This is a genomic window from Marinoscillum sp. MHG1-6 (assembly GCF_024714475.1).
GTDB lineage: Bacteria > Bacteroidota > Bacteroidia > Cytophagales > Cyclobacteriaceae > JAMZMI01.
The window spans coordinates 38,906-58,994 of record NZ_JAMZMI010000002.1; the positions used below are offsets into that span (position 1 = coordinate 38,906).

Sequence of the window (20,089 nt, forward strand, 5' to 3'; positions counted from 1 at the left end):
CCTTATGATTTAGCTCTGTGTGGACTCCAAGGATCCTTTTGATTGACGAGATGCAAACAGGGAGTAAAACACAATCACGATAAAACAAACAAGAGGCAGCACAAAGGAAAAATTAACTTCGGGAACCCCAAGAATTAACAAATCGTCATACGCTGGCCCTCCAAAATCGAGTATCGCTCCCTGCAAAACAGGCATCACTGCACCTCCGACGATGGCCATCACCAAACCGGCCGAACCCAGTTTAGCGTCCTCACCTAATCCATCCAGCGCTATTCCGTAGATTGTCGGGAACATCAGTGACATGAATGCCGAGGCACCTATCAGCGTATAAAGCCCAGCTGTACCTCCGATAAAAATAGTACCTAGCATCATTATGATAGCTCCAAATGAGAATATCATCATAAGCTTTGGTCCACTGATGTATTTCAGTAAGAAAGTGCAAATCCAACGTGAGGCCAAAAACATCGAAGTAGCTACCAGATTGTAGCTCTGCGCCTCCGCCTTGGTCATACCGATGCTTTCACCGTATTGAACGATGTAGGTCCAACACATGATCTGAGCCCCCACGTAAAACATTTGAGCCACCACACCGAACATGTATTTTGAATTAGCAAACAAGCGCTTAAATGACTCTCCTACATTCAGGTCATGAACTTTATCTCCTTTCGTAGGCATCCTGGAAACAAAGAAGACCACCAAAATTCCCACGACTACCAGACCAAGAACTACATAGGGATTTCTGATCAGCATCAGGTCATGGGTCCGGATTACTGCTTTTTCCGCCAGTTCCAAAGCGGAAAAATCACCATTTGATGACCTTAAGGCCACCAATATAAAGTTGATCGCCACAAATTGTCCAAGTAAGGCTCCAATTGGGTTAAAGGCCTGTGCCAGGTTAAGCCTCCTTGTAGCTGTCTTTGGATCACCAAGGGCCAGAATAAACGGATTGGCAGTGGTCTCGAGAAATGCCAGTCCGAACGTAAGTATGTATAATGAGATAAGAAACAAGCCGAACATCTCGAAGCTTGCTGCCGGATAGAACATCAAAGCCCCTACCGCGTAAAGTGCCAGCCCCATGAGAATCCCTGACTTATATGTATACTTCTTGATAAACAATGCCGCAGGAATCGCCATGGTAAAATATCCTCCATAAAATGCAAACTGCACCAGAGAGGCTTGCGTATTGGAAATTTCCATTACCGTTTTGAAAGTGGCCACCATTGGATTGGTGATATCATTTGCAAACCCCCACAGCGCAAATAATGTGGTCACTAAAATAAACGGCACAAGATATTCCTTGCTGACGACCGGGGTAGAGTCTTTTTCTTTCATGAGTTAATAAATATTGGGTTACTGTTCTTTAGAAGTAAGCAAAGCACGATCGAGATGTACATAGCCACCATCGACATGAATATGCTGACCGGTGGTATGAGACGACCGATCAGAAATCAGGAAAAGTGCTGTATCCGCTAGTTCTTCCGGAGTGGTCATACGTTGTTCAAATGGGATTTTACTAACGATAGATTGAAGTTTCTCTTCTCCATTTTCCAATGTTTTCAGCCAATTATCATAAGCCGGCGTCCAACTCTCCGCGACTATTATTGCATTAACCCTGATGTGATGTTTGATCAGATCAACTGCCCATTCACGGGTAAGTGCCAACACCCCTCCTTTAGAGGCGGCATATCCAGAGGTGCCACCTTGGCCGGTATAAGCTACCTTGGACCCAATATTGAGAATGTTGCCCTTAGATTTGATCAATTCAGGCAACGCATATTTCACCACACAGAAATAACTTATCAGATTGAGCTTTAATGAATTCACAAAGGCCTCATACGTGTTATCAAGACCTGCACCATCATTGACTCCAACATTGTTAATGACGACATCAATTCTTCCGTACTTCTCTATGATGCGCTCCACAGCAGACTTGATCTGATCATGATCTGTAACATCTGCCTGAGCAAAAAGGGCATCAACACCTTGCTCCTGTAATTCCTTCTGATATTCAAATCCACGATCGTTGCGATCAATGATGGCAGGAAGTGCGCCCTCCTTAGCCAGTGCTCTCAGTATGGTTTCTCCAATGCTGCCACGTATACCTGCGGCACCGGAGATCACAACTACTTTTCCTCTAAGATTTAGTTCCATGATGGAATAATTTGGGTAATGTTGTTTCGTTATAATTTGTAGAACCTGACAGCATTCGCTCCCCATATTTTCCTCTTTTCCTCTGATGAAAAAGATTCCGTGTAGGTGGACAGAATGCCCTTTATTTCCGAATATTCGCCGCCTAAAAGACATACAGGCCAGTCTGATCCGAACATAATTCTATCAGCACCGAAGGCCTCAAAAACTACATCCAGATAAGGCTCGAAATCCTCTCTTCTCCACCCCTTCCAATCAGCTTCTGTTACCATTCCGGAAACCTTGCACATGACATTGTCGAATGCCGCCAACTCCTTTATGTTTTCTTTCCACGGACTAATTACCTGATCCTTTATCAAAGGTTTAGCGATATGATCCAGAACAAAAGGTAAATCCGGGCACGACTTGACCAGGTCGATCGCTGCGGGCAACTGCCTTTCGAATATCAAGATATCGTAGACCAGATCATACTTACCCAATTTACCTATTCCTTCTTTTACATCCTTTCGGGACAGAAAATCATCTGACTCTCCTTGGGCCACATGCCTGATTCCTTTCAGGTAAGGGTCTTTTGAATAATAAGTCAACCGTTCATCTAAATCAGGAGCCAAAAGATTCACCCAGCCGACGACGCCCTTGATAATATCATGTCGTTGAGCCAGCCCAATCAGGAACTCCGTTTCCAACTCAGTCTGACTTGCCTGAACGGCAACACAACCATCGATATCATTTAATTTGAGAACTGGCTCAAGATCTTCAGGTAAAAAATCCTGTTTGATCCTGCTCATGATCTCATCTATCCAGGCATCCTTGATAGGGTCATAATGCCAGAAATGCTGATGTGCATCAATGCGCCAATCAGAGCTTTTCATAAGCCACTACATTTTGCTTAGCAGTGCCTAATCCCTCTATTCCAAGCTCTATCACATCTCCATGCACCAGATATCTCGGTGGTTTCATCCCGAGCCCTACCCCCTCAGGGGTACCTGTAGAAATAATATCACCAGGAAGTAAAGACATAAATTGAGAAAGATAACTCACAACTTCCTGTACGTTAAAAATGAAATCATCGGTATTGCCATCCTGAACCTTTTCACCATTCAAGGTCAACCAAAGTTTTAGGTTGTTCGGGTCCTTTACTTCGTCCTTTGTCACCAGGTATGGTCCAAGCGGAGCGAAAGTGTCGCAACTTTTCCCTTTCACCCATTGCCCTCCACGCTCCAGTTGAAAAGCCCTTTCACTGACATCATTATGCAACACATATCCGGCAACATAATCAAGTGCCTCCTCTTCAGATACATAACTAGCCTTCTTTCCAATAACGACTGCCAATTCCACTTCCCAGTCAGTCTTCTCACTCCCTTTTGGAATTATAATATTGTCATTTGGCCCAACTACTGATGATGAAGCTTTAAAAAACACTACCGGCTCGGTCGGCACGGCCATACCGCTCTCTTCGGCATGCTTCCTGTAATTCAAACCAATACAAATGATTTTACCAGGACGATGAACTGCCGACCCAAACCGATCAGGCGAAATTTCTTTAAGTCCACCTCTCTCTACCAGAGCAGCTACTTTTGAGATTCCCTCATCGGCAAGGAAATCCTCATTTATATCATTGATATGATCACCCAGATCATAATGTTTATCATCTACCATTACACCAGGTCTTTCCGAACCCGCCACACCGTGTCTAAATAATTTCATTGTAAGTTATTATGAGTTTAATGTAATAAATCCACCATCAATTGGATAGCATGAGCCTGTAATGAAAGATGCCTCATCAGAGCAAAGGTAAAGCGCCAACGCAGCCACTTCCTCCGGTTTTCCCATCCTTCCAATTGGTTGGGTTTTCGACAAAGCTTCAAACATTTCTGCTTCTCTGCCGGGATAATTCTTATTGAGAAATCCATCAACAAATGGGGTATGTATTCTGGCCGGTGCCATACAATTACACCGGATGCCTTTATCTAAATAATCCTTCGCAACAGAAAGAGTCATGGTTAAAACCGCCCCCTTGCTCATACTATAGGCAAACCGTTCTGATAAACCGACGACTGAGGCTATCGATGCTAGGTTGAGAATAGCACCTCCAGTTTTAAAATAGGGTATTGCCTCTTTCGTGCTTAAGTAAACACCTTTGATATTGATTTGGTAAATTCTATCCAGGTCTTCTTCCGTCGTTGACTCTACAGTTCCAATATGAGAAACACCCGCATTGTTAACGAGTATATCGAGGGAGTCATTTCCGAGTACATCCTTAAAAGCTTTTGAAACACTGTCGGGCTTAGCAACATCACAAAAAGCAAAAGTTGCCTGACCGCCTTCATTAATTATTTCCTGGACTACGGCCCTTCCTGACTCTTCATTAAAATCAAGAATACAAACGTATGCACCTTGCTTACCAAAAAGCTTGGCTATTGCCTTTCCAATTCCGCTACCGCCGCCGGTAATAATTGCCTTTTTCCCTTCGAGGCTAAATATGGGTTGAGTCATTGCTTATTTAGATAAAAGCTCAATGTTACAAAAAAAATGGACGATCTGGACAGACAAACCTAAAGAATCACCATCACCCTAACATAATCAATCGTTCTCGAATTGATTATGTAAACAATTTTGTAAAAAAGTTACCAATTTTGAATTCAGAAACATCTGAGTCTTATTTTTGAGTGTGTAAGGATTTTCACCGTCCGAATCATTCAAATTCTTTTCATAAACCTACATTATATTATATGAGCCAGTCCTTTAAAACCTTTGACATATCTTCATTAAATAACACTCAAATTGAAGCTATATTAAAGTCCACGGTTGCGCCAAGGCCAATTGCCCTTGTCAGCACGGTTAATAAGGATGGTAAAGTAAACCTAAGTCCATTTAGCTACTTCAGCTTTGTTTCCACAACTCCCCCTGTTCTTGTGTTTTCTCCTACTTTGAAAGAAGGCGGATTGGAAAAAAATACATTGGAGAACCTTAGGGAGGTACCCGAACTGGTAATCAATATGGTCAATTATGAGATCGCTGATAAAATGTACCTGACCAGTGGAGAATATGACAAAGGAGTAGATGAGTTTGTAAAGGCAGAGCTTACCCCTGAAGCCTCATCGGTAGTCACCCCACCAAGCGTTCTTGAATCACCGGTCTCATTTGAATGTAAAGTCGATCAAATAATTTCTTTGGGTGATCAGGAAGGTGCTGGAAATCTCGTGCTGGCTAGAATTCTGAAAATAAACATTTCCGAATCTGCGATGGAACCGTCCGATCTTCCGAATTCAAGTAAGCTCGATTTGGTAGGACGTCTGGGTGATGATTATTACTGCAAAACCACACCAGAGGCGCTATTTGAATTACATAAAGATTATAACAATACGACAGGCATTGGTATTCAAAGCCTCTCCCAGAGTATCAGAAACAGCAATATTCTAAGTCAAAAAGATTTGGATATGCTGGCTTCATCTGCATCGTTACCAGATAGCCAAAAAATTGATCGCGCTATGAATCAGGATGAAGTAAAGGAGCTATTCCTTGAATTCGAAACCGAGCGAGACATGATCAAAGACGGCATACACAAACTTGGTAAAAGTTTGATTGCTGCAGGCAAAACTGAAGATGCGCTTGCCACATTGATGATAGTAGATCAAATCTGATCTACTATTATTCTTTTCTAAGGCTTGATTCCCGAATGATCAATTCCCCTCTGAACCGATGAGTTTCCGTTTTTATGATCTCTTCCTCAGACTCAACGTGATCTACCATTAATTTAGCGGCTTGTGTTCCAAGATCAGAACTATGCTGGTCTACAGATGAAATTTGTGGTCGAACCATGGTGGTAAAAGGCTCATTAGCAAAACCTACTATACCCAAATCCTTAGGAACATTCAGCCCCATGTCCAAAGCAACATTCATTACTCCCAAAGCTGAATAATCTCCTGAGCAAAAGAACGCATCTGGTCTATCGTCCATGGTGAGCAATTCCTTGGCTGCTTTTGTTCCGGTTGCCTCTATAATAGCCTCCTGCATGTAAAGTGGATTAAAATCCAGTCCATGATTTTTTAGGGCATCACGATAAGCTTTCATTCTTTCAGAGAAAATAGAGAGCGTCGTTGGACCCGCCAGATGAGCTATTTTAGTATATCCCTGATCAATCAAATGTTTCACAGCCTCATAGGCCATGTCGTAATTATCATTGACTACATAACTCGTTTCCACATCCATCGCCACCCTGTCAAACTGCACCAAAGGGGTATTAGCATCCAAAATTTGCTGCAAATGATGATAATCATTGGTTTGGCTGGAAAGGGACATAATGATCCCATCTACACGACTATCCAGTAACGTCTTTACATTAAGCTTTTCACGCTCCAAAGTTTCATTACTCTGACATATTAAAAGATTATACCCCTTCTTATTTAATACTTCTTCAATGCTGTGAATCACGTTCGCAAAGAAATATCTGTTGATCTGCGGTACGATTACCCCTATGGTAGAGCCCCTTCCCCTTCTTAGACTAGAGGCAATAATGTTCGGGCGGTAATTCATCTTTTTAGCAAGCTCCCTTACTTTCTTTTTGGTAGCATCACTAATTCTACTATGGTCATTCAGCGCACGAGAGATGGTTGATGGGGTCACCCCTAACTCCCGGGCCAAATCATTAATGGTAGTCTGTTTATTTTTCATAATATTCTTGTAAAGCAGGTTGGTTGACTTTTCTGATTTTCTGCGCAACAATATTCATTTTGTTGCACAGATCAAAGGATAATCACCTTAACAAGCTAAAAGTTAAGCCTTTACAGCTTAAAAATTGATAACACCAAATACTGCTACACTATTTATAGTCTTATAATTCCAGTAAAATACAAACGATTACACAAAGTCTGTAATAAAATTGATCTTATGACTTATTAAAGAGCCAATTGAATGAAGTGATACACTGATCAGATGTAAAATGACTTTTGCTCGAGAAAAAATCTTTCTACTTAATCGTTTAAACCTTGTCAAAATAAGATTCGTATATTTACTTTGAAATTCAAAGTACTTTAAAATGACAAAAGAAAAATACCTCGAAGATCTAAAAGACATCAAGTCAATCATGGAGCGCTCCTCTCGCTTCATTTCGTTAAGCGGAATATCCGGTGTACTTGCCGGATGCCTTGCATTGATCGGCGCCTACCTCGCCTATCAAACCGTGTACTTTGACCAGAATTACCTCAGCTATCGCAAGGCCATTCTCAATCAGCAAACTGTTCTCACATTAATTGGGATTGCCTCCGGAGTATTAATCCTGTCAATTGTCAGCGGCATCTATTTTACTCAGAAGAAAGCTCGCAAACACAACCAAAAACTATGGGACAGTCAGTCCAGAAGACTCATCGTAAATCTGGCTATCCCCTTAATAGCAGGAGGTACTTTGTGCATTATTTTACTATTCAAAGGTTTCATTGGTTTGATCGCACCTCTAACGTTACTTTTCTATGGACTGGCACTTGTTAATGCCAGCAAATTCACCCTATCTGATATCAGAAGTCTGGGTATACTTGAAATACTCCTGGGGTTATTTGGATGCCAGTTTATTGGATATGGACTAATCTTGTGGGCAGTAGGATTTGGTGTCCTTCACATCATATATGGTATAGTCATGCACGTCAAATACGGATCGTGAAAAATATCCTCAAAGATTTAGATAAGGCTTTTGAAAATAAGGTTCGGCTGGGAGTCATGTCTGCCCTCGTAGTCAACGATCATTTGGATTTTAATAATTTGAAAGAGCTACTTGATGTGACCGATGGCAACCTGGCCTCCCACTTGAAAGCCCTTGAAAAGAATGAATATATCAGTGTCAAAAAGGAGTTTATCAACCGAAAACCCAACACAAAATATAAAGCAACCATGGCTGGAAAAAAGGCATTCATGAAGCATATCAAGGCCATAGAACAACTACTCAAATAAAAAATTTTATGCATAAACTTTGAATTACAAAGTACTTTTAAATAATATATAAATGAAAAATGAACATTCTATCCCAGACAGAGCACAATCAATTTTGAAAAACACCATTTCAATCAAGCTCATCTTAATTCTTTCACTTATTCTGCTTCTCCTAATTCCAACTTCTTACGTAAAGTCTCTGATCGAAGAAAGGGAAACAATCAATCAGGAGGCCAATCAGGAGGTTCGTTCGAAATGGGCCAATGAACAAACAATCAATGGCCCTATTATTAGTATTCCATTACTCTATGAATTCGATAAGGAAGTTGAAAAAGAAGTAAAATTCAAGGATGGCAAAGAGATCAGAACGGAGATAGTGAAAGAAATTATCAAGCATGAAGAAACCAGACTTCTCCATATTCTTCCTGAAGAGCTCTATGTCGATGGTACATTAAAGACAGAGCAGCTGCACAGAGGAATCTATGATATCATCGTGTACAGGTCGGACTCCAAAATAGAAGGCCACTTCATCATTAATCCGGACATTGACCCAAAAGGGTTGAAATCAATCCATTGGAACAAAGCCTTTCTCACTTTAGGTATATCTGATTTAAGGGGTATCAACGAAGCCTTGAAAATTGAATTTAACAAACAGCATCTGTACCCAAAACCCGGATCAAGAATTCCTCAAATGGTTCCGTCTGGGATTACCGTGGAACTGCCCGACTTATCCGAAAACCTCGAAAAGCCAATCGAATTCTCACTCAACCTGAACCTTCAGGGCAGCGGAAACATCTCGTTTGTTCCGGTTGGAGGGATAACCAAAGTCAAAGTACAATCTGAATGGTCGTCGCCGAGTTTTGAGGGAAAGTTCTTACCGGACAGCCGTTCAGTATCAGATAGTGGATTCAATTCGGATTGGGAAATTCTACATTTGAACAGGAACTTCCCTCAAAGTTGGATTGATAACAAGTATGCCAGTAGCTTGAAAAATGCTGCCTTCGGAGTAAACCTGATCTTAGCTCTTGACGACTATCAAAAAGCAATGAGGTCGGCCAAGTATGCCATTATGACCATTGCATTAACCTTTCTGGTCTTCTTCCTTGTCGAAATCCTTAACAATAGAAAAATACATCCCTTCCAGTATACCCTGGTTGGCCTGGCACTCTGTCTATTTTATGTCCTGCTTATTTCTATATCAGAACACATTGATTTCAATCTAGCTTACGCAATGTCCTCTATGATCACCATAGCATCCATCTGTTCTTATTCGCTCAGTGTATTCAAAAACAAGAAACTTGCCTTAGTGCTTCTGGCTACGCTCATCGGTATTTACGGCTTTTTGTTTGTGACCATCCAACTGGCAGATTATGCACTCTTAATGGGTAGCATAGGACTATCTCTTATCCTGAGCACTACGATGTATTTCACTCGAAATATTAATTGGTACCAACTACAAACAAATTTTAATTAAGAACAATCAGCCCGGATTAATCTCCGGGCCGATTAAACAGTTAGCACAATGGAAAAATATTTCAAGATTTTACCTGTTTCAATATTCTTGACATTCGTCTGCTTCATCATTTTGATTGCAGATATATACGGAACAAATACATTGCAGGGCCTGGCTCCAGGACTTCCACAAAGTGATAAATTAGGTCATCTTATGGCCTTCGGGGTCCTGGCACTCCTCACCAACTTTGCACTTGATTTCAAAAAGATTAGAGTCTTAAAATGCACAATATTGATTGGCTCAATGGCCATTGCTCTTTTCGCAATAACAGAAGAGTTCAGCCAACTATTTCTTGAAACCAGATCCTTTGATCTGGTTGATATGCTTTTTGACTTTTTAGGGATTTCAGTATGCTCCTTCATTCCCACCTCAACAAAAAAATTCAAAATTTATAGTTGATCAATTTGCGGTTAATGGCGAGATGTAATTATTTACAAAACATTAAACCTAACCGTATGAAATATTATTTAATCACATCAATTTTAATTGGGCTACTGCCATGTTCATTTGTCATGGCACAGGGTGAAGACTCACTTGGACTCGATAGTGCGGCAATAAAAGAACTCATTGCCTATTATGAAGAAGCTTATGCAATGGACTCGATGCTAGCCTACCAGCATGGAAATATTAAACTGGGAGACGGACTGGCTGAGGTTAATCTTGGAGATGACTTTAAGTACCTGGACCCGAATGAGGCTAACAAAATTCTTTCGGAGGCATGGGGAAACCCGCCTCAGGAAACACTTGGGATGATCTTCCCGGACTCTGTTAACCCGTACCTACCTGAAGGATGGGGTGTCGTTCTTTATTATGATGAAGATGGACACGTGGAAGATGATGATGCATCTGACATTGATTACGCGGAACTTCTGGAAACCATGCAAGAAGAAGCAGCGGAAGAAAACGAAATTCGACGTGAGCAAGGATACTCAGGATACGAGGTTATTGGATGGGCTGAATCCCCTTACTATGATCAGGACAGCAAAAAATTACACTGGGCAAAAGAGCTCGCTTTTGATGGAAGTGAAATCCACACGCTCAACTATGATATCAGGGTACTAGGTAGAGAAGGATTTCTCCAGCTGAATGCCGTAGCTGGCATGGACCAATTAGAAATGGTCAAGCCTGCGATGCAGACCCTCTTGAGTAAGATTGAGTTTTCCGAAGGAAACACCTATTTTGACTTTGACCCCTCAGTCGATAAGGTAGCTGCTTATGGTATTGGAGCTTTGGTGGCCGGGAAGCTGGCAGCAAAGGCCGGAATACTTAAAGTTGTTGGGCTATTCCTGGCGAAGTTTTGGAAATTCATATTAATTGGTTTCGCAGCTATTGGAGCCTTTATCAAAAAGGTCTGGTACGGAAAAGAGACCCGAGATATCACATAAATCAAAAGCCACAACCAGTACTGGTTGTGGCTTTTGATTCTATCTCAATAATCTATACATCCATAAGAGTTACCTGCTCCTCCTAATCCCCAGTTCTAGTCCGCGGAGCTCTGCTAGCCCTCTCAATCTGCCTATCGCCGAATACCCCGGATTGGTTTTTTTGTTCAGATCATCGAGCATTTGGTGTCCATGATCAGGACGCATAGGCATACGAATATCTTTTCTGCCTTCCGAAACTCTTCTCTCCTGCTCTTCCACCAAAGCCTTCATCACAGCATACATATCCACATCTCCATCCAGGTGATCTGCTTCATGAAAATTGCCCTCATCATCTCTTTTGGTCGCTCTTAGATGAATAAAATTCATCCTATGTCCCAGACGACTTACCATACCGGAAAGGTCATTGTCTGCCCTGACTCCATATGAGCCCGTACAGAAACAAAGTCCGTTACTAGGACTGTCGATAACCTCCACTAATTGCTTCGCATCTGCCTCGGTACTCACTACTCTTGGAAGTCCCAAAATAGGAAATGGAGGATCATCCGGATGAATGGCCATGAGCACCCCAACTTCTTCAGCCACAGGAATGATCTCCTGCAAAAAGGCATAAAGATTCTCACGAAGCTGACCGTCTCCAATCTCAGCATATGAATCCAAAACAGTCTGAAACTGGTCCAGCGAGTAACCCTCCTCTGCTCCGGGAAGACCGGCGATAATATTATTGACAAGTTGTTGTCTGGAGGCTTCGCTCATATCAGCAAAGACCTTCTCAGCTTTGGAAATTTGATCTTCGGTATAAGAGGCTTCTGCTCCCGGCCGCTTCAACAAAAACAGTTCGAAAGCAGCAAACTCGACAGCATCAAATCTCAAAGCCCTTGAGCCATCAGCGACTTCATAAGCCAGATCGGTACGAGTCCAGTCCAGAACAGGCATAAAGTTGTAACAGACAATGTCTATCCCACAGGCTGCCAGGTTACGAATACTCTGCTGATAGCGCTGAATGTATTCCTGATAGTTACCGGAACGTCTTTTTATGTCCTCATGAACAGGGATACTCTCCACTACGGACCAGACTAGTCCCCCAGCTTCCACCTCGGATTTCCGCTTTTCAATCTCTTCAACGGTCCATACCTCCCCGTTAGGAATATGGTGCAGCGCGGACACTACGCCAGTCGCACCCGCCATTTTAATATGTGCCAGAGAGACGGTATCATTAGGTCCGTACCATCGCCATGTTTGCTCCAATCCATTCATAATGTTTGCGCCATTTTATGGCGCAAACATACTCAGATAAAGTTCAAAAACCGGAATTACAACTTGCGAGAACCATCCTCCAATTGTACTTGAATTGGAGTCATTTGCATATTGAACTTTTGCTGATAAGCCTCTGAAAGCTCCTCAACGAATTGATCTTCAGATCCTTTTTTGATAAGGTTCAGCGTACATCCGCCAAAGCCCCCGCCCATCATTCGCGCTCCAAGTACATCTGTTCTTGAGTTAGCAAAATCGGCCATAAAATCTATTTCAGGACATGTTACTTCATACTCATATCTCATGCCCTCCTGAGCAACCTTAAGTAAGTTTCCTGCTCCGGTTAAATCTCCATTTGAAAGCGCCTGGGTAAAGGATATCACACGCTCGTTTTCCTCAATCACATATTTACATCTCCTGTAAACAACCTCATCCATATCGCCTTTCACTTCCTCTAGCTGCTCAAGGGAAGCATCCCTAAGGAATGCTATCTCAGGATATTTGGTTTGAAGGACCGCCACCCCACTTTCACATTGTTCTCTCCGAACATTGTATTCTGAACTAGCCAGGTTATGACTAACATTAGAGTTGCACAGCAACAGTGAATAATCTTCCAACTGCAAAGGATAGTACTGATAATCCAGACTTTGGCAATCCAACAACAAAACCTGATCTGCTTTGCCCATCATGCTTGCAAACTGATCCATAATACCACATTTCACACCAGCATAATTATGCTCAGCGAGTTGTGACATTTTAACCATATCAACCCTTTCAAAACCAAGAGAAAAGATGGTGTTAAGTGCATAGCATGTTCCACACTCCAATGCTGCTGAAGAGGACATCCCTGAACCCCTTGGCACATCTCCACTGAAAACCATATTGAAACCCTGAACACGCTTTCCAGCCTTTTGGATCTCAGCCACCACACCTAAGATGTAGTTCTGCCATGAATTCTGAGACAAAGGCTTTAATTCGGAAAGATCGAAATCATAGCGTTCATCAAAATCCAATGAAACCAGGCTACAGCCAGTGTCTGAACCAGATGGCGAAACGGCGAAATAAATACCCTGCCCTACAGAAGCCGGAAGAACGAAACCAGCATTGTAGTCTGTATGCTCACCAATAAGATTGATTCTACCCGGGGAATTGAAAAGTACAGGTTCCTGACCAAAATGTTCCTGAAAGGCTTCTTTAACCGCCTCAACGATAGTTGAATTCATAATTACTTGGGTTGTTGCTAAATTATAACCGTAAATATAACGGTTATTTTAATATGATGTATATTTGTCAATATGATTTTATTTCAGGCTTGTATATTACAATTCTGAATCACAATTACCTCTTTTAATTATGACTTACTTAGCTCCTAAAATTTGGGTGAGTGTTGATTGTCTGGTATTTGGGTATGACACCAATGCCAGCGAATTAAAAGTACTGCTCTTTAAAAGGGAAGTTGAACCCTTCTTAGGGGAATGGTCCTTAATCGGGGGGTTTGTGGAAGAAGAGGAAAACCTTGAAAATGCGGCGGTTAGAATCCTTGATAATTTCACCGGCCTTTCCAATGTTTTTCTTGAACAGCTTCAGGTTTTTGGTAATGTGAACCGCGACCCTGCTGGGCGTGTGGTTTCCGTACTTTATTGGAGCCTGATCAAAATTCATGACCTCAAAAAAGATAAGGCTAAGATTCATGGTGCCAGATGGTTCTCATTGAGCGAGCTTCCCGATTTAATTCTAGACCATAAAGAAATGGTTAATTTGGGAAGGCAGGAGCTTATCACTGATGCCAAGCTAAAGCCTATAGGTTTTGAATTATTGCCACAGGAATTTACGCTTCCTCAACTCAAACAACTTTATGACACCATTTATGGTGGTTCAGTAGATGATAGAAATTTCAGAAAGCAAATTCTCAAAACTGAATTACTGATCAAGCTGGACAAAAAAGATAAGTCGTCGTCTAGAAAAGGAGCCTTCCTCTACAAATTTGATAGTGAAAAATACAAGCAGTTAAGTAAAGAAGGATATCACCTTGATCTAAAGATTTAATTAGCACTCGGACACCTGCACAGAAACATTTACTGCCAATCCTCCAAGAGATGTTTCCTTGTAGTTGCTATTCATATCTTTAGCCGTTTCCCACATTGACTTGATCACATTATCCAGGGACACTTTCGCATCTTCAGGATCGCTGTCCATGGCGATGTTTGCCGCAGTTACGGCCTTAACAGCTCCCATACTATTACGTTCAATACAGGGTATCTGAACCAGCCCGCCTACAGGATCGCATGTTAACCCCAGGTGATGTTCCATAGCCATTTCCGCAGCCATTACTGCTTGTTGCGGGGTACCTCCCAAACATTCTGTTAGTGCTCCGGCTGCCATTGCTGACGACACTCCTATTTCGGCCTGGCAACCGCCCATGGCCGCAGAAAGAGTGGAACCCAACTTAAACAATATACCAATTTGACCTGCAGTCAGTAAGAACCTCCTTATGTCATGCTCGCTTGTATCCTGCTTTCCAAAGCAAATCAGGTATAACAAGACTGCCGGTATCACCCCGGCGGAGCCATTGGTTGGCGCTGTGACAATTCTTCCAAAGCTGGCATTCTGTTCATTTACCGCCATAGAAAAACACCCAATCCATTTTATGATATCTGAAAATTCATATTTCTGACTCTTGATCAATTTCACCCAGGTATCGGCATCAGAATAATGCTCACTACGAATAAGTTTTTTATTTAATGCAAAGGATCTTCGGGACACATCCAAACCTCCCGGCAGTTTCCCTTCTGTCTGGCACCCCTGATAAATAGATTCTTTCATCACCTGCCAAATCCTATCTAACCTTTTGTTGATCTGATCGCGATTTCTCCAAATCAATTCATTCTGAAATACCATCGAGCTGATATCATCAAAGCCTGCACAATGTCCAAGCAGCTGACCTGAATTAACACACGGGTAAGGAACAGAAGGAACATCCTCCTCCTCTTCTCCATTTTGAGCATTGGTCTCAGATTCATGCAAGATGAAACCTCCACCTACCGAATAGTAAACCGACTCACAAATGAGTCCTCCAGCGCTATCAATAGCTGAAAATTTCATCCCATTGGAGTGGTATTCCAGGCGCTCATTTTTCCTGAATAGAATATCCTCCTCCGGATCAAAAATGATCTTCTGGTTTCCATTCAATTGTAGCCCCTTATGATCTCGAGCATCCTTAGGTGTTTCCTTCACCAAATTAAGTGCTACGGTCTCGGGGTCTGCACCAGTTAAACCCATCATCACCGCAACATCCGTCCCATGCCCCTTCCCAGTTAATGCGAGGGAACCATAGAGGGTAACACGAACTCGCGAAACGTTCTTGATCACTCCCTTTTCCTGAAGCTCATTCAAGAACCTTAAAGAGCATTTCCAGGGACCAAGGGTATGAGAACTTGATGGGCCAATGCCAATTTTCAGGATTTCGAATATGCTAATCGCTTCCATGCTTCATTAAACGAAAACGAAATATCGAAGATTTATAAAGAAAGCTCTAGCGATTATTTACGAATGGTATTTTGATAGGCAGCCATGGCAATTGAAAATACCAATCCTGCCACTGTCCCAATATCCACCCACCCGGAAGGAAGATCCGTTCTAAAAAGTTGCTCAAGAATATACTCCACAAAAGAAGACGGGAGATCTCCCTGACCTAGTGATCGCTTGATATCCCAGTGCCAGTCCGTCAGCGGGCAATAGCCCCAGGTTCCAATAAAAAACCCTAATACAACCCAGGCAGCCAGTACTAAAATAAGTGCCAGTAGATGCACTTTTCTGGTTTGAGGAAACGCCCAACCTGCAAGGACAAACAGGATGAAAAGTGAATGAAAAATTGTTAAGAAATAATCCAGGAAAATCATGATACCTTGGCTTCTGAAACTATTTCAATATAGGTGCCAGCACTTCTATCCTACCATCTATGCTGTCCTGAATACTAAGGTCAAGTATTTCCGCCAGCATGGGATAAATATGAATGTTTTCAAATGGGCCGATTTCTATTCCGGATTTAAACGCTGGACCAGAAGCTGCAAAAAATGCCGACATATTAATGTCTCTGGTAGGATCAAATCCATGATTACCACCATATACCCGCCTTGGTTCATCGAGCAGGATCACGGGCGAGGTCGATAAGCAGACCAAATCGCCAACCATTTCATGATACCCATAATGTAGATGATCGGGAACTTCATTTTTCCGGTAGACTTCAATACGATCATCTGACCTTAGAGACTTATAAACCTGTTCTACCTTCGATGTATCTGCGCAATAAATCATCGGTGGGTAAGAATCAGAAATAAGGCACCCCTCCAGATCTGCTATTTCTGGCAACACTGCCCCATATTTCACCGGAGACATGCCATGATCAGAAACCAAAACAACATTGGTCGCTATTTCCAGGTTGTTCAAATCATCAATGAATATCCCAAATAGTGAATCCATGGTCAGTACCGCCTCTCTCGTTTCCACCGATTCAGGTCCATACCGATGTCCCATATTATCGATAAGAGAGAAGTACAGCGAAATGAAATGTGGGCGATCCTTCTCAGGTAATTTCAACCATTCGATCACCTGACCAAATCTATCTTCTCCCGGGACCTTTTCATCGTATTTCTTAAAATATTCAGGGCGAATTCCATCTATCGCAACTTCTGAACCGGGCCAAAAATAGGACGCAGAAATAATGTTTTGCTTGTTAGCCAGCAACCACAAAGGTTTTCCGCCATATAAAGATGAATCATACATAGACGGCGCACCTACCTCATACCATATATTTCGTTTTCTATCGTAAAAGGCATTCGCAACAATCCCATGATGATCTGGATACAAGCCAGTCACAAGAGTATAGTGATTAGGAAAAGTCTTGGAAGGAAATGCAGGGATCATTCTTTCTGCTCTTACACCCTTCTGTGCAAATTCGATAATATTCTTTGCCCCAAATTTTTCAGCATAGTCATACCTAAATCCATCAAAGGAGATCAGAATAACATAGGGCTGATCCGAGTGATTTTTGTCTTCAGAACAAGACAGAAGTGTGACTAGTAATCCCAGAAGGCACGCAACCGAAGGTATTCTCATGTTCTCAAAATTGGGAACAAATCTTAAAACTACTTAACAGTTAGTGAAAATTTTATTTGAGTGAAATTACTCCGGTTTGGGCGGTACTTAGTTCAACAAAAAACCCCGAGGCACTAAGTCCCCGGGGTCTTTCAACAAAATATTCATTAGAAATCTTATTTCTGATCTTCTATGGCTACGGTGTCTGTATTTTCCAACACCTCAACCTTCACTTCTTCCTGTTTCAAGTTTGCATGCTCACCAGAACCATATACCTGACCCAGAATTGGTGCAATTACCAATCCAACCAGACAGGTTAATTTGATCAGAATGTTCATTGAAGGTCCAGAAGTATCTTTGAACGGATCACCTACGGTATCTCCTGTAACCGCTGCTTTGTGTGCGTCAGATCCTTTATAAGTCATCTCACCATTGATCTCTACACCAGCCTCAAATGATTTTTTAGCATTATCCCATGCACCACCGGCGTTATTCTGGAAAATAGCCCAAAGCACACCAGATACGGCCACTCCAGCCATATAACTACCCAAAGCTTCAGGTCCCATCAAGAAACCAATAATCACAGGTGTGATGATAGTAATAGCCCCTGGAAGCATCATTTCTTTCAACGCAGCCTGAGTAGAAATATCTACACATTTTCCGTATTCCGGCACTCCGGTTCCTTCCATGATGCCAGGTATTTCTTTAAACTGTCTCCTCACTTCCTTCACCATTTCCATAGCAGCTTTCCCTACGGATTGCATCGCCAAAGCAGAGAAGACAACCGGAATCATTCCTCCAATAAATAGCGCCGCCAACACGTCCGCTTTGAAAATATTGATACCGTCTATTCCAGTAAAAGTCACATATGCAGCAAAAAGAGCCAATGCTGTCAATGCTGCGGACGCTATCGCAAAGCCTTTTCCTATCGCTGCAGTAGTATTTCCAACGGAATCCAGAATATCAGTTCTTTCACGAACTTCTTTTGGCAACTCACTCATTTCAGCCACACCACCGGCATTATCTGCAATTGGACCGAAAGCATCAATAGCCAGCTGCATCGCAGTGGTTGCCATCATCGCTGATGCTGCGATAGCTACCCCATAAAATCCAGCAAACTCGTAAGCGCCCCAAATGGCACCTGCAAATAAGATGATTGGCGCAAAAGTAGAAATCATACCTGTTGCCAGTCCTGCAATAATGTTTGTCGCTGCACCAGTAGATGAGTTTTCAACAATATTCAATACTGGTCGCTTTCCTAACCCGGTATAGTATTCTGTGAAATATGAAATCAAACCTCCAACTGCCAGTCCAACTAATACAGCATAGAAAACACTAATAGAGGCAATCGAAACAATACCTTCTCCAAACAATTTCATTTGCATTGTTTCCGGAAGTATCAAATCGATCACAAAGTAAGAAGCCACTGCTGTCAGTATAATCGAACTCCAGTTTCCTTTATTTAAAGCACCTTGCACGGTGGCCTCTCTAGCAGAATTATCTGAAATCTTAATAAACAAAGTCCCGATAATTGAGAAGATGATTCCCATCCCGGCAATTACCAATGGCAATAATATCGGACCAATACCTCCGAAAGCATCATCGATACTTCCACCCATATCTCTTATCACATAGTTACCGAGCACCATCGAGGCCAACACAGTCGCCACATAAGAACCAAATAAATCGGCTCCCATACCTGCTACATCCCCTACATTGTCTCCTACATTATCCGCAATTGTCGCCGGGTTTCTTGGGTCATCCTCAGGTATACCAGCCTCTACTTTACCTACAAGGTCAGCACCAACATCCGCCGCTTTAGTATAAATACCTCCGCCTACACGAGCAAATAATGCAATTGATTCTGCTCCCAAAGAAAAACCTGCTAACGCCTCCAGAATCATTGTCATGTCATCCGTAGAAGTCCAGGTACCAGCCATAAACCATTGAAAAAGCACAATGAAAAGAACACTCAACCCAAAAACGGCTAGGCCGGCAACACCAAGACCCATTACCGTTCCTCCGGTAAAAGAAACCTTCAAAGCAAAAGGAAGACTGGTTCTTGCTGCCTGTGCGGTACGTACATTTGACGCGGTAGCTATTCGCATTCCGATGTTTCCCGCAAGGGCTGAAAATACTGCGCCAATAACAAAAGCTACTACAATAAACCAGTGTGTGGTCTCTACAATAGTCGAAACAAGTCCAAGAAGCAAACCGGCAAGCACCACAAATATGGCCAGCACACGATATTCTGCATGCAGAAAGGCAAGAGCACCTTCTCTGATATGCTGTGCGATCTCCGCCATTTTGGCATCCCCCGCTTCCTGCTTATTTACCCAAATGGATTTCACGATCATTGTGAGTATTCCAATCAGTGCAAGCGTTGGCACCAGATAAATTATATAAGACATTTAATAAAGTTGATTTTTTAAAAGATTCGCAAAGATATAAGAGTTGGCATACTATAAAAACGCTTATATCAGTTTCTCAAGCCAGAATATAACTGTGTGATTTTCACACAGTTATTAAAACCATTAAAGACCGGACACTTTCCTTGTCGTATGCACTGTTTTTCTACCGTTGCGGCAACTGAAAATTTTCACAAAAGCAATACCCCCATAAATAAAAAACTGCCTATTACAGCATGATTCTAATTCTGATATGGGATCATAAAGTTTACCCAATCATACGAAATCTGGGGAATGGAAATGTGCGAGGGCCATTTCCTAGGACTAGAAATAAGTATTCACAATGAAATACTCCTATACCCTGTCCT

Annotated in this window: 19 protein-coding genes; 7 read left to right on the forward strand and 12 right to left on the reverse strand. The window is 42.2% G+C overall.

Features of this window, described 5'->3' with window-relative positions:
- Nucleotides 1–9: 9 nt before the first annotated feature.
- The 5 genes from fucP to NXR94_RS04040 are packed head-to-tail and all read right to left on the reverse strand — an operon-like array spanning nt 10 to nt 4,632.
- Nucleotides 10–1,332: an L-fucose:H+ symporter permease gene (fucP, locus tag NXR94_RS04020; RefSeq protein ID WP_258103296.1), complete on the reverse strand. Its 1,323-nt coding sequence runs from the start codon at nt 1,330–1,332 to the stop codon at nt 10–12.
- An 18-nt stretch (nt 1,333–1,350) separates the two neighbouring features.
- Nucleotides 1,351–2,151 (reverse strand): SDR family oxidoreductase, encoded by an 801-nt coding sequence (locus NXR94_RS04025; protein WP_258103297.1) that lies wholly within the window; start codon nt 2,149–2,151, stop codon nt 1,351–1,353.
- A 29-nt stretch (nt 2,152–2,180) separates the two neighbouring features.
- Entirely contained in the window at nt 2,181–3,020 is an 840-nt protein-coding gene (locus NXR94_RS04030) for an amidohydrolase (protein WP_258103298.1), read from the reverse strand.
- On the reverse strand, nt 3,007–3,855 hold the full coding sequence (locus NXR94_RS04035; RefSeq protein ID WP_258103299.1) for a fumarylacetoacetate hydrolase family protein: 849 nt from the start codon (nt 3,853–3,855) through the stop codon (nt 3,007–3,009). The genes NXR94_RS04030 and NXR94_RS04035 overlap by 14 nt, the downstream gene beginning before the upstream one ends.
- Before the next feature lie 9 nt (nt 3,856–3,864).
- Nucleotides 3,865–4,632 (reverse strand): SDR family NAD(P)-dependent oxidoreductase, encoded by a 768-nt coding sequence (locus NXR94_RS04040; RefSeq protein ID WP_258103974.1) that lies wholly within the window; start codon nt 4,630–4,632, stop codon nt 3,865–3,867.
- Between the two features lie 248 nt (nt 4,633–4,880).
- Between NXR94_RS04040 and NXR94_RS04045 the strand changes: the two genes are divergently transcribed.
- On the forward strand, nt 4,881–5,792 hold the full coding sequence (locus NXR94_RS04045) for a flavin reductase family protein (RefSeq protein WP_258103300.1): 912 nt from the start codon (nt 4,881–4,883) through the stop codon (nt 5,790–5,792).
- A 7-nt stretch (nt 5,793–5,799) separates the two neighbouring features.
- Here the strand turns inward: NXR94_RS04045 and NXR94_RS04050 are convergent, their stop codons facing one another.
- Entirely contained in the window at nt 5,800–6,822 is a 1,023-nt protein-coding gene (locus tag NXR94_RS04050; RefSeq protein ID WP_258103301.1) for a LacI family DNA-binding transcriptional regulator, read from the reverse strand.
- Between the two features lie 364 nt (nt 6,823–7,186).
- Here NXR94_RS04050 and NXR94_RS04055 point away from each other — a divergent pair, with 364 nt between their 5' ends.
- From NXR94_RS04055 to NXR94_RS04075, 5 genes are read left to right on the forward strand one after another with little or no spacing between them, the layout of a single operon-like run.
- Nucleotides 7,187–7,804, forward strand: a complete 618-nt coding sequence (locus NXR94_RS04055) for a hypothetical protein (RefSeq protein WP_258103302.1) — start codon at nt 7,187–7,189, stop codon at nt 7,802–7,804.
- Nucleotides 7,801–8,091: a transcriptional regulator gene (locus NXR94_RS04060; protein ID WP_258103303.1), complete on the forward strand. Its 291-nt coding sequence runs from the start codon at nt 7,801–7,803 to the stop codon at nt 8,089–8,091. The genes NXR94_RS04055 and NXR94_RS04060 overlap by 4 nt, the downstream gene beginning before the upstream one ends.
- Before the next feature lie 52 nt (nt 8,092–8,143).
- The gene (creD, locus tag NXR94_RS04065; protein WP_258103304.1) at nt 8,144–9,544 is read left to right on the forward strand and encodes a cell envelope integrity protein CreD; all 1,401 of its coding nucleotides are present in this window, start codon (nt 8,144–8,146) and stop codon (nt 9,542–9,544) included.
- Nucleotides 9,545–9,592: 48 nt separating this feature from the next.
- Complete coding sequence (locus NXR94_RS04070) at nt 9,593–9,982, forward strand: VanZ family protein (protein ID WP_258103305.1); 390 nt, start codon at nt 9,593–9,595, stop codon at nt 9,980–9,982.
- Nucleotides 9,983–10,038: 56 nt separating this feature from the next.
- Nucleotides 10,039–10,968, forward strand: coding sequence for a DUF2167 domain-containing protein (locus NXR94_RS04075; RefSeq protein WP_258103306.1), 930 nt, complete (start codon nt 10,039–10,041; stop codon nt 10,966–10,968).
- A gap of 69 nt (nt 10,969–11,037) precedes the next feature.
- Here the strand turns inward: NXR94_RS04075 and uxuA are convergent, their stop codons facing one another.
- Both uxuA and galK read right to left on the reverse strand, forming a co-directional pair.
- Nucleotides 11,038–12,222, reverse strand: coding sequence for a mannonate dehydratase (uxuA, locus tag NXR94_RS04080; protein WP_258103307.1), 1,185 nt, complete (start codon nt 12,220–12,222; stop codon nt 11,038–11,040).
- Between the two features lie 56 nt (nt 12,223–12,278).
- Entirely contained in the window at nt 12,279–13,442 is a 1,164-nt protein-coding gene (gene galK, locus NXR94_RS04085; protein ID WP_258103308.1) for a galactokinase, read from the reverse strand.
- Nucleotides 13,443–13,572: 130 nt separating this feature from the next.
- Here galK and NXR94_RS04090 point away from each other — a divergent pair, with 130 nt between their 5' ends.
- Complete coding sequence (locus tag NXR94_RS04090; protein ID WP_258103309.1) at nt 13,573–14,265, forward strand: NUDIX domain-containing protein; 693 nt, start codon at nt 13,573–13,575, stop codon at nt 14,263–14,265.
- Here NXR94_RS04090 and NXR94_RS04095 read toward each other — a convergent pair whose 3' ends face one another.
- The 4 genes from NXR94_RS04095 to NXR94_RS04110 form a co-directional block, all read right to left on the reverse strand.
- Nucleotides 14,266–15,705, reverse strand: a complete 1,440-nt coding sequence (locus tag NXR94_RS04095; protein ID WP_258103310.1) for an L-serine ammonia-lyase — start codon at nt 15,703–15,705, stop codon at nt 14,266–14,268.
- A gap of 53 nt (nt 15,706–15,758) precedes the next feature.
- Nucleotides 15,759–16,118, reverse strand: a complete 360-nt coding sequence (locus NXR94_RS04100) for a DUF2784 domain-containing protein (protein WP_258103311.1) — start codon at nt 16,116–16,118, stop codon at nt 15,759–15,761.
- A gap of 19 nt (nt 16,119–16,137) precedes the next feature.
- The gene (locus tag NXR94_RS04105) at nt 16,138–17,334 is read right to left on the reverse strand and encodes an ectonucleotide pyrophosphatase/phosphodiesterase (RefSeq protein WP_258103312.1); all 1,197 of its coding nucleotides are present in this window, start codon (nt 17,332–17,334) and stop codon (nt 16,138–16,140) included.
- Nucleotides 17,335–17,489: 155 nt separating this feature from the next.
- Nucleotides 17,490–19,724 carry a sodium-translocating pyrophosphatase gene (locus NXR94_RS04110; protein WP_258103313.1) on the reverse strand — a complete coding sequence of 745 codons (2,235 nt, stop codon included), beginning with the start codon at nt 19,722–19,724 and terminating at the stop codon, nt 17,490–17,492.
- Between the last annotated feature and the right edge of the window lie 365 nt (nt 19,725–20,089).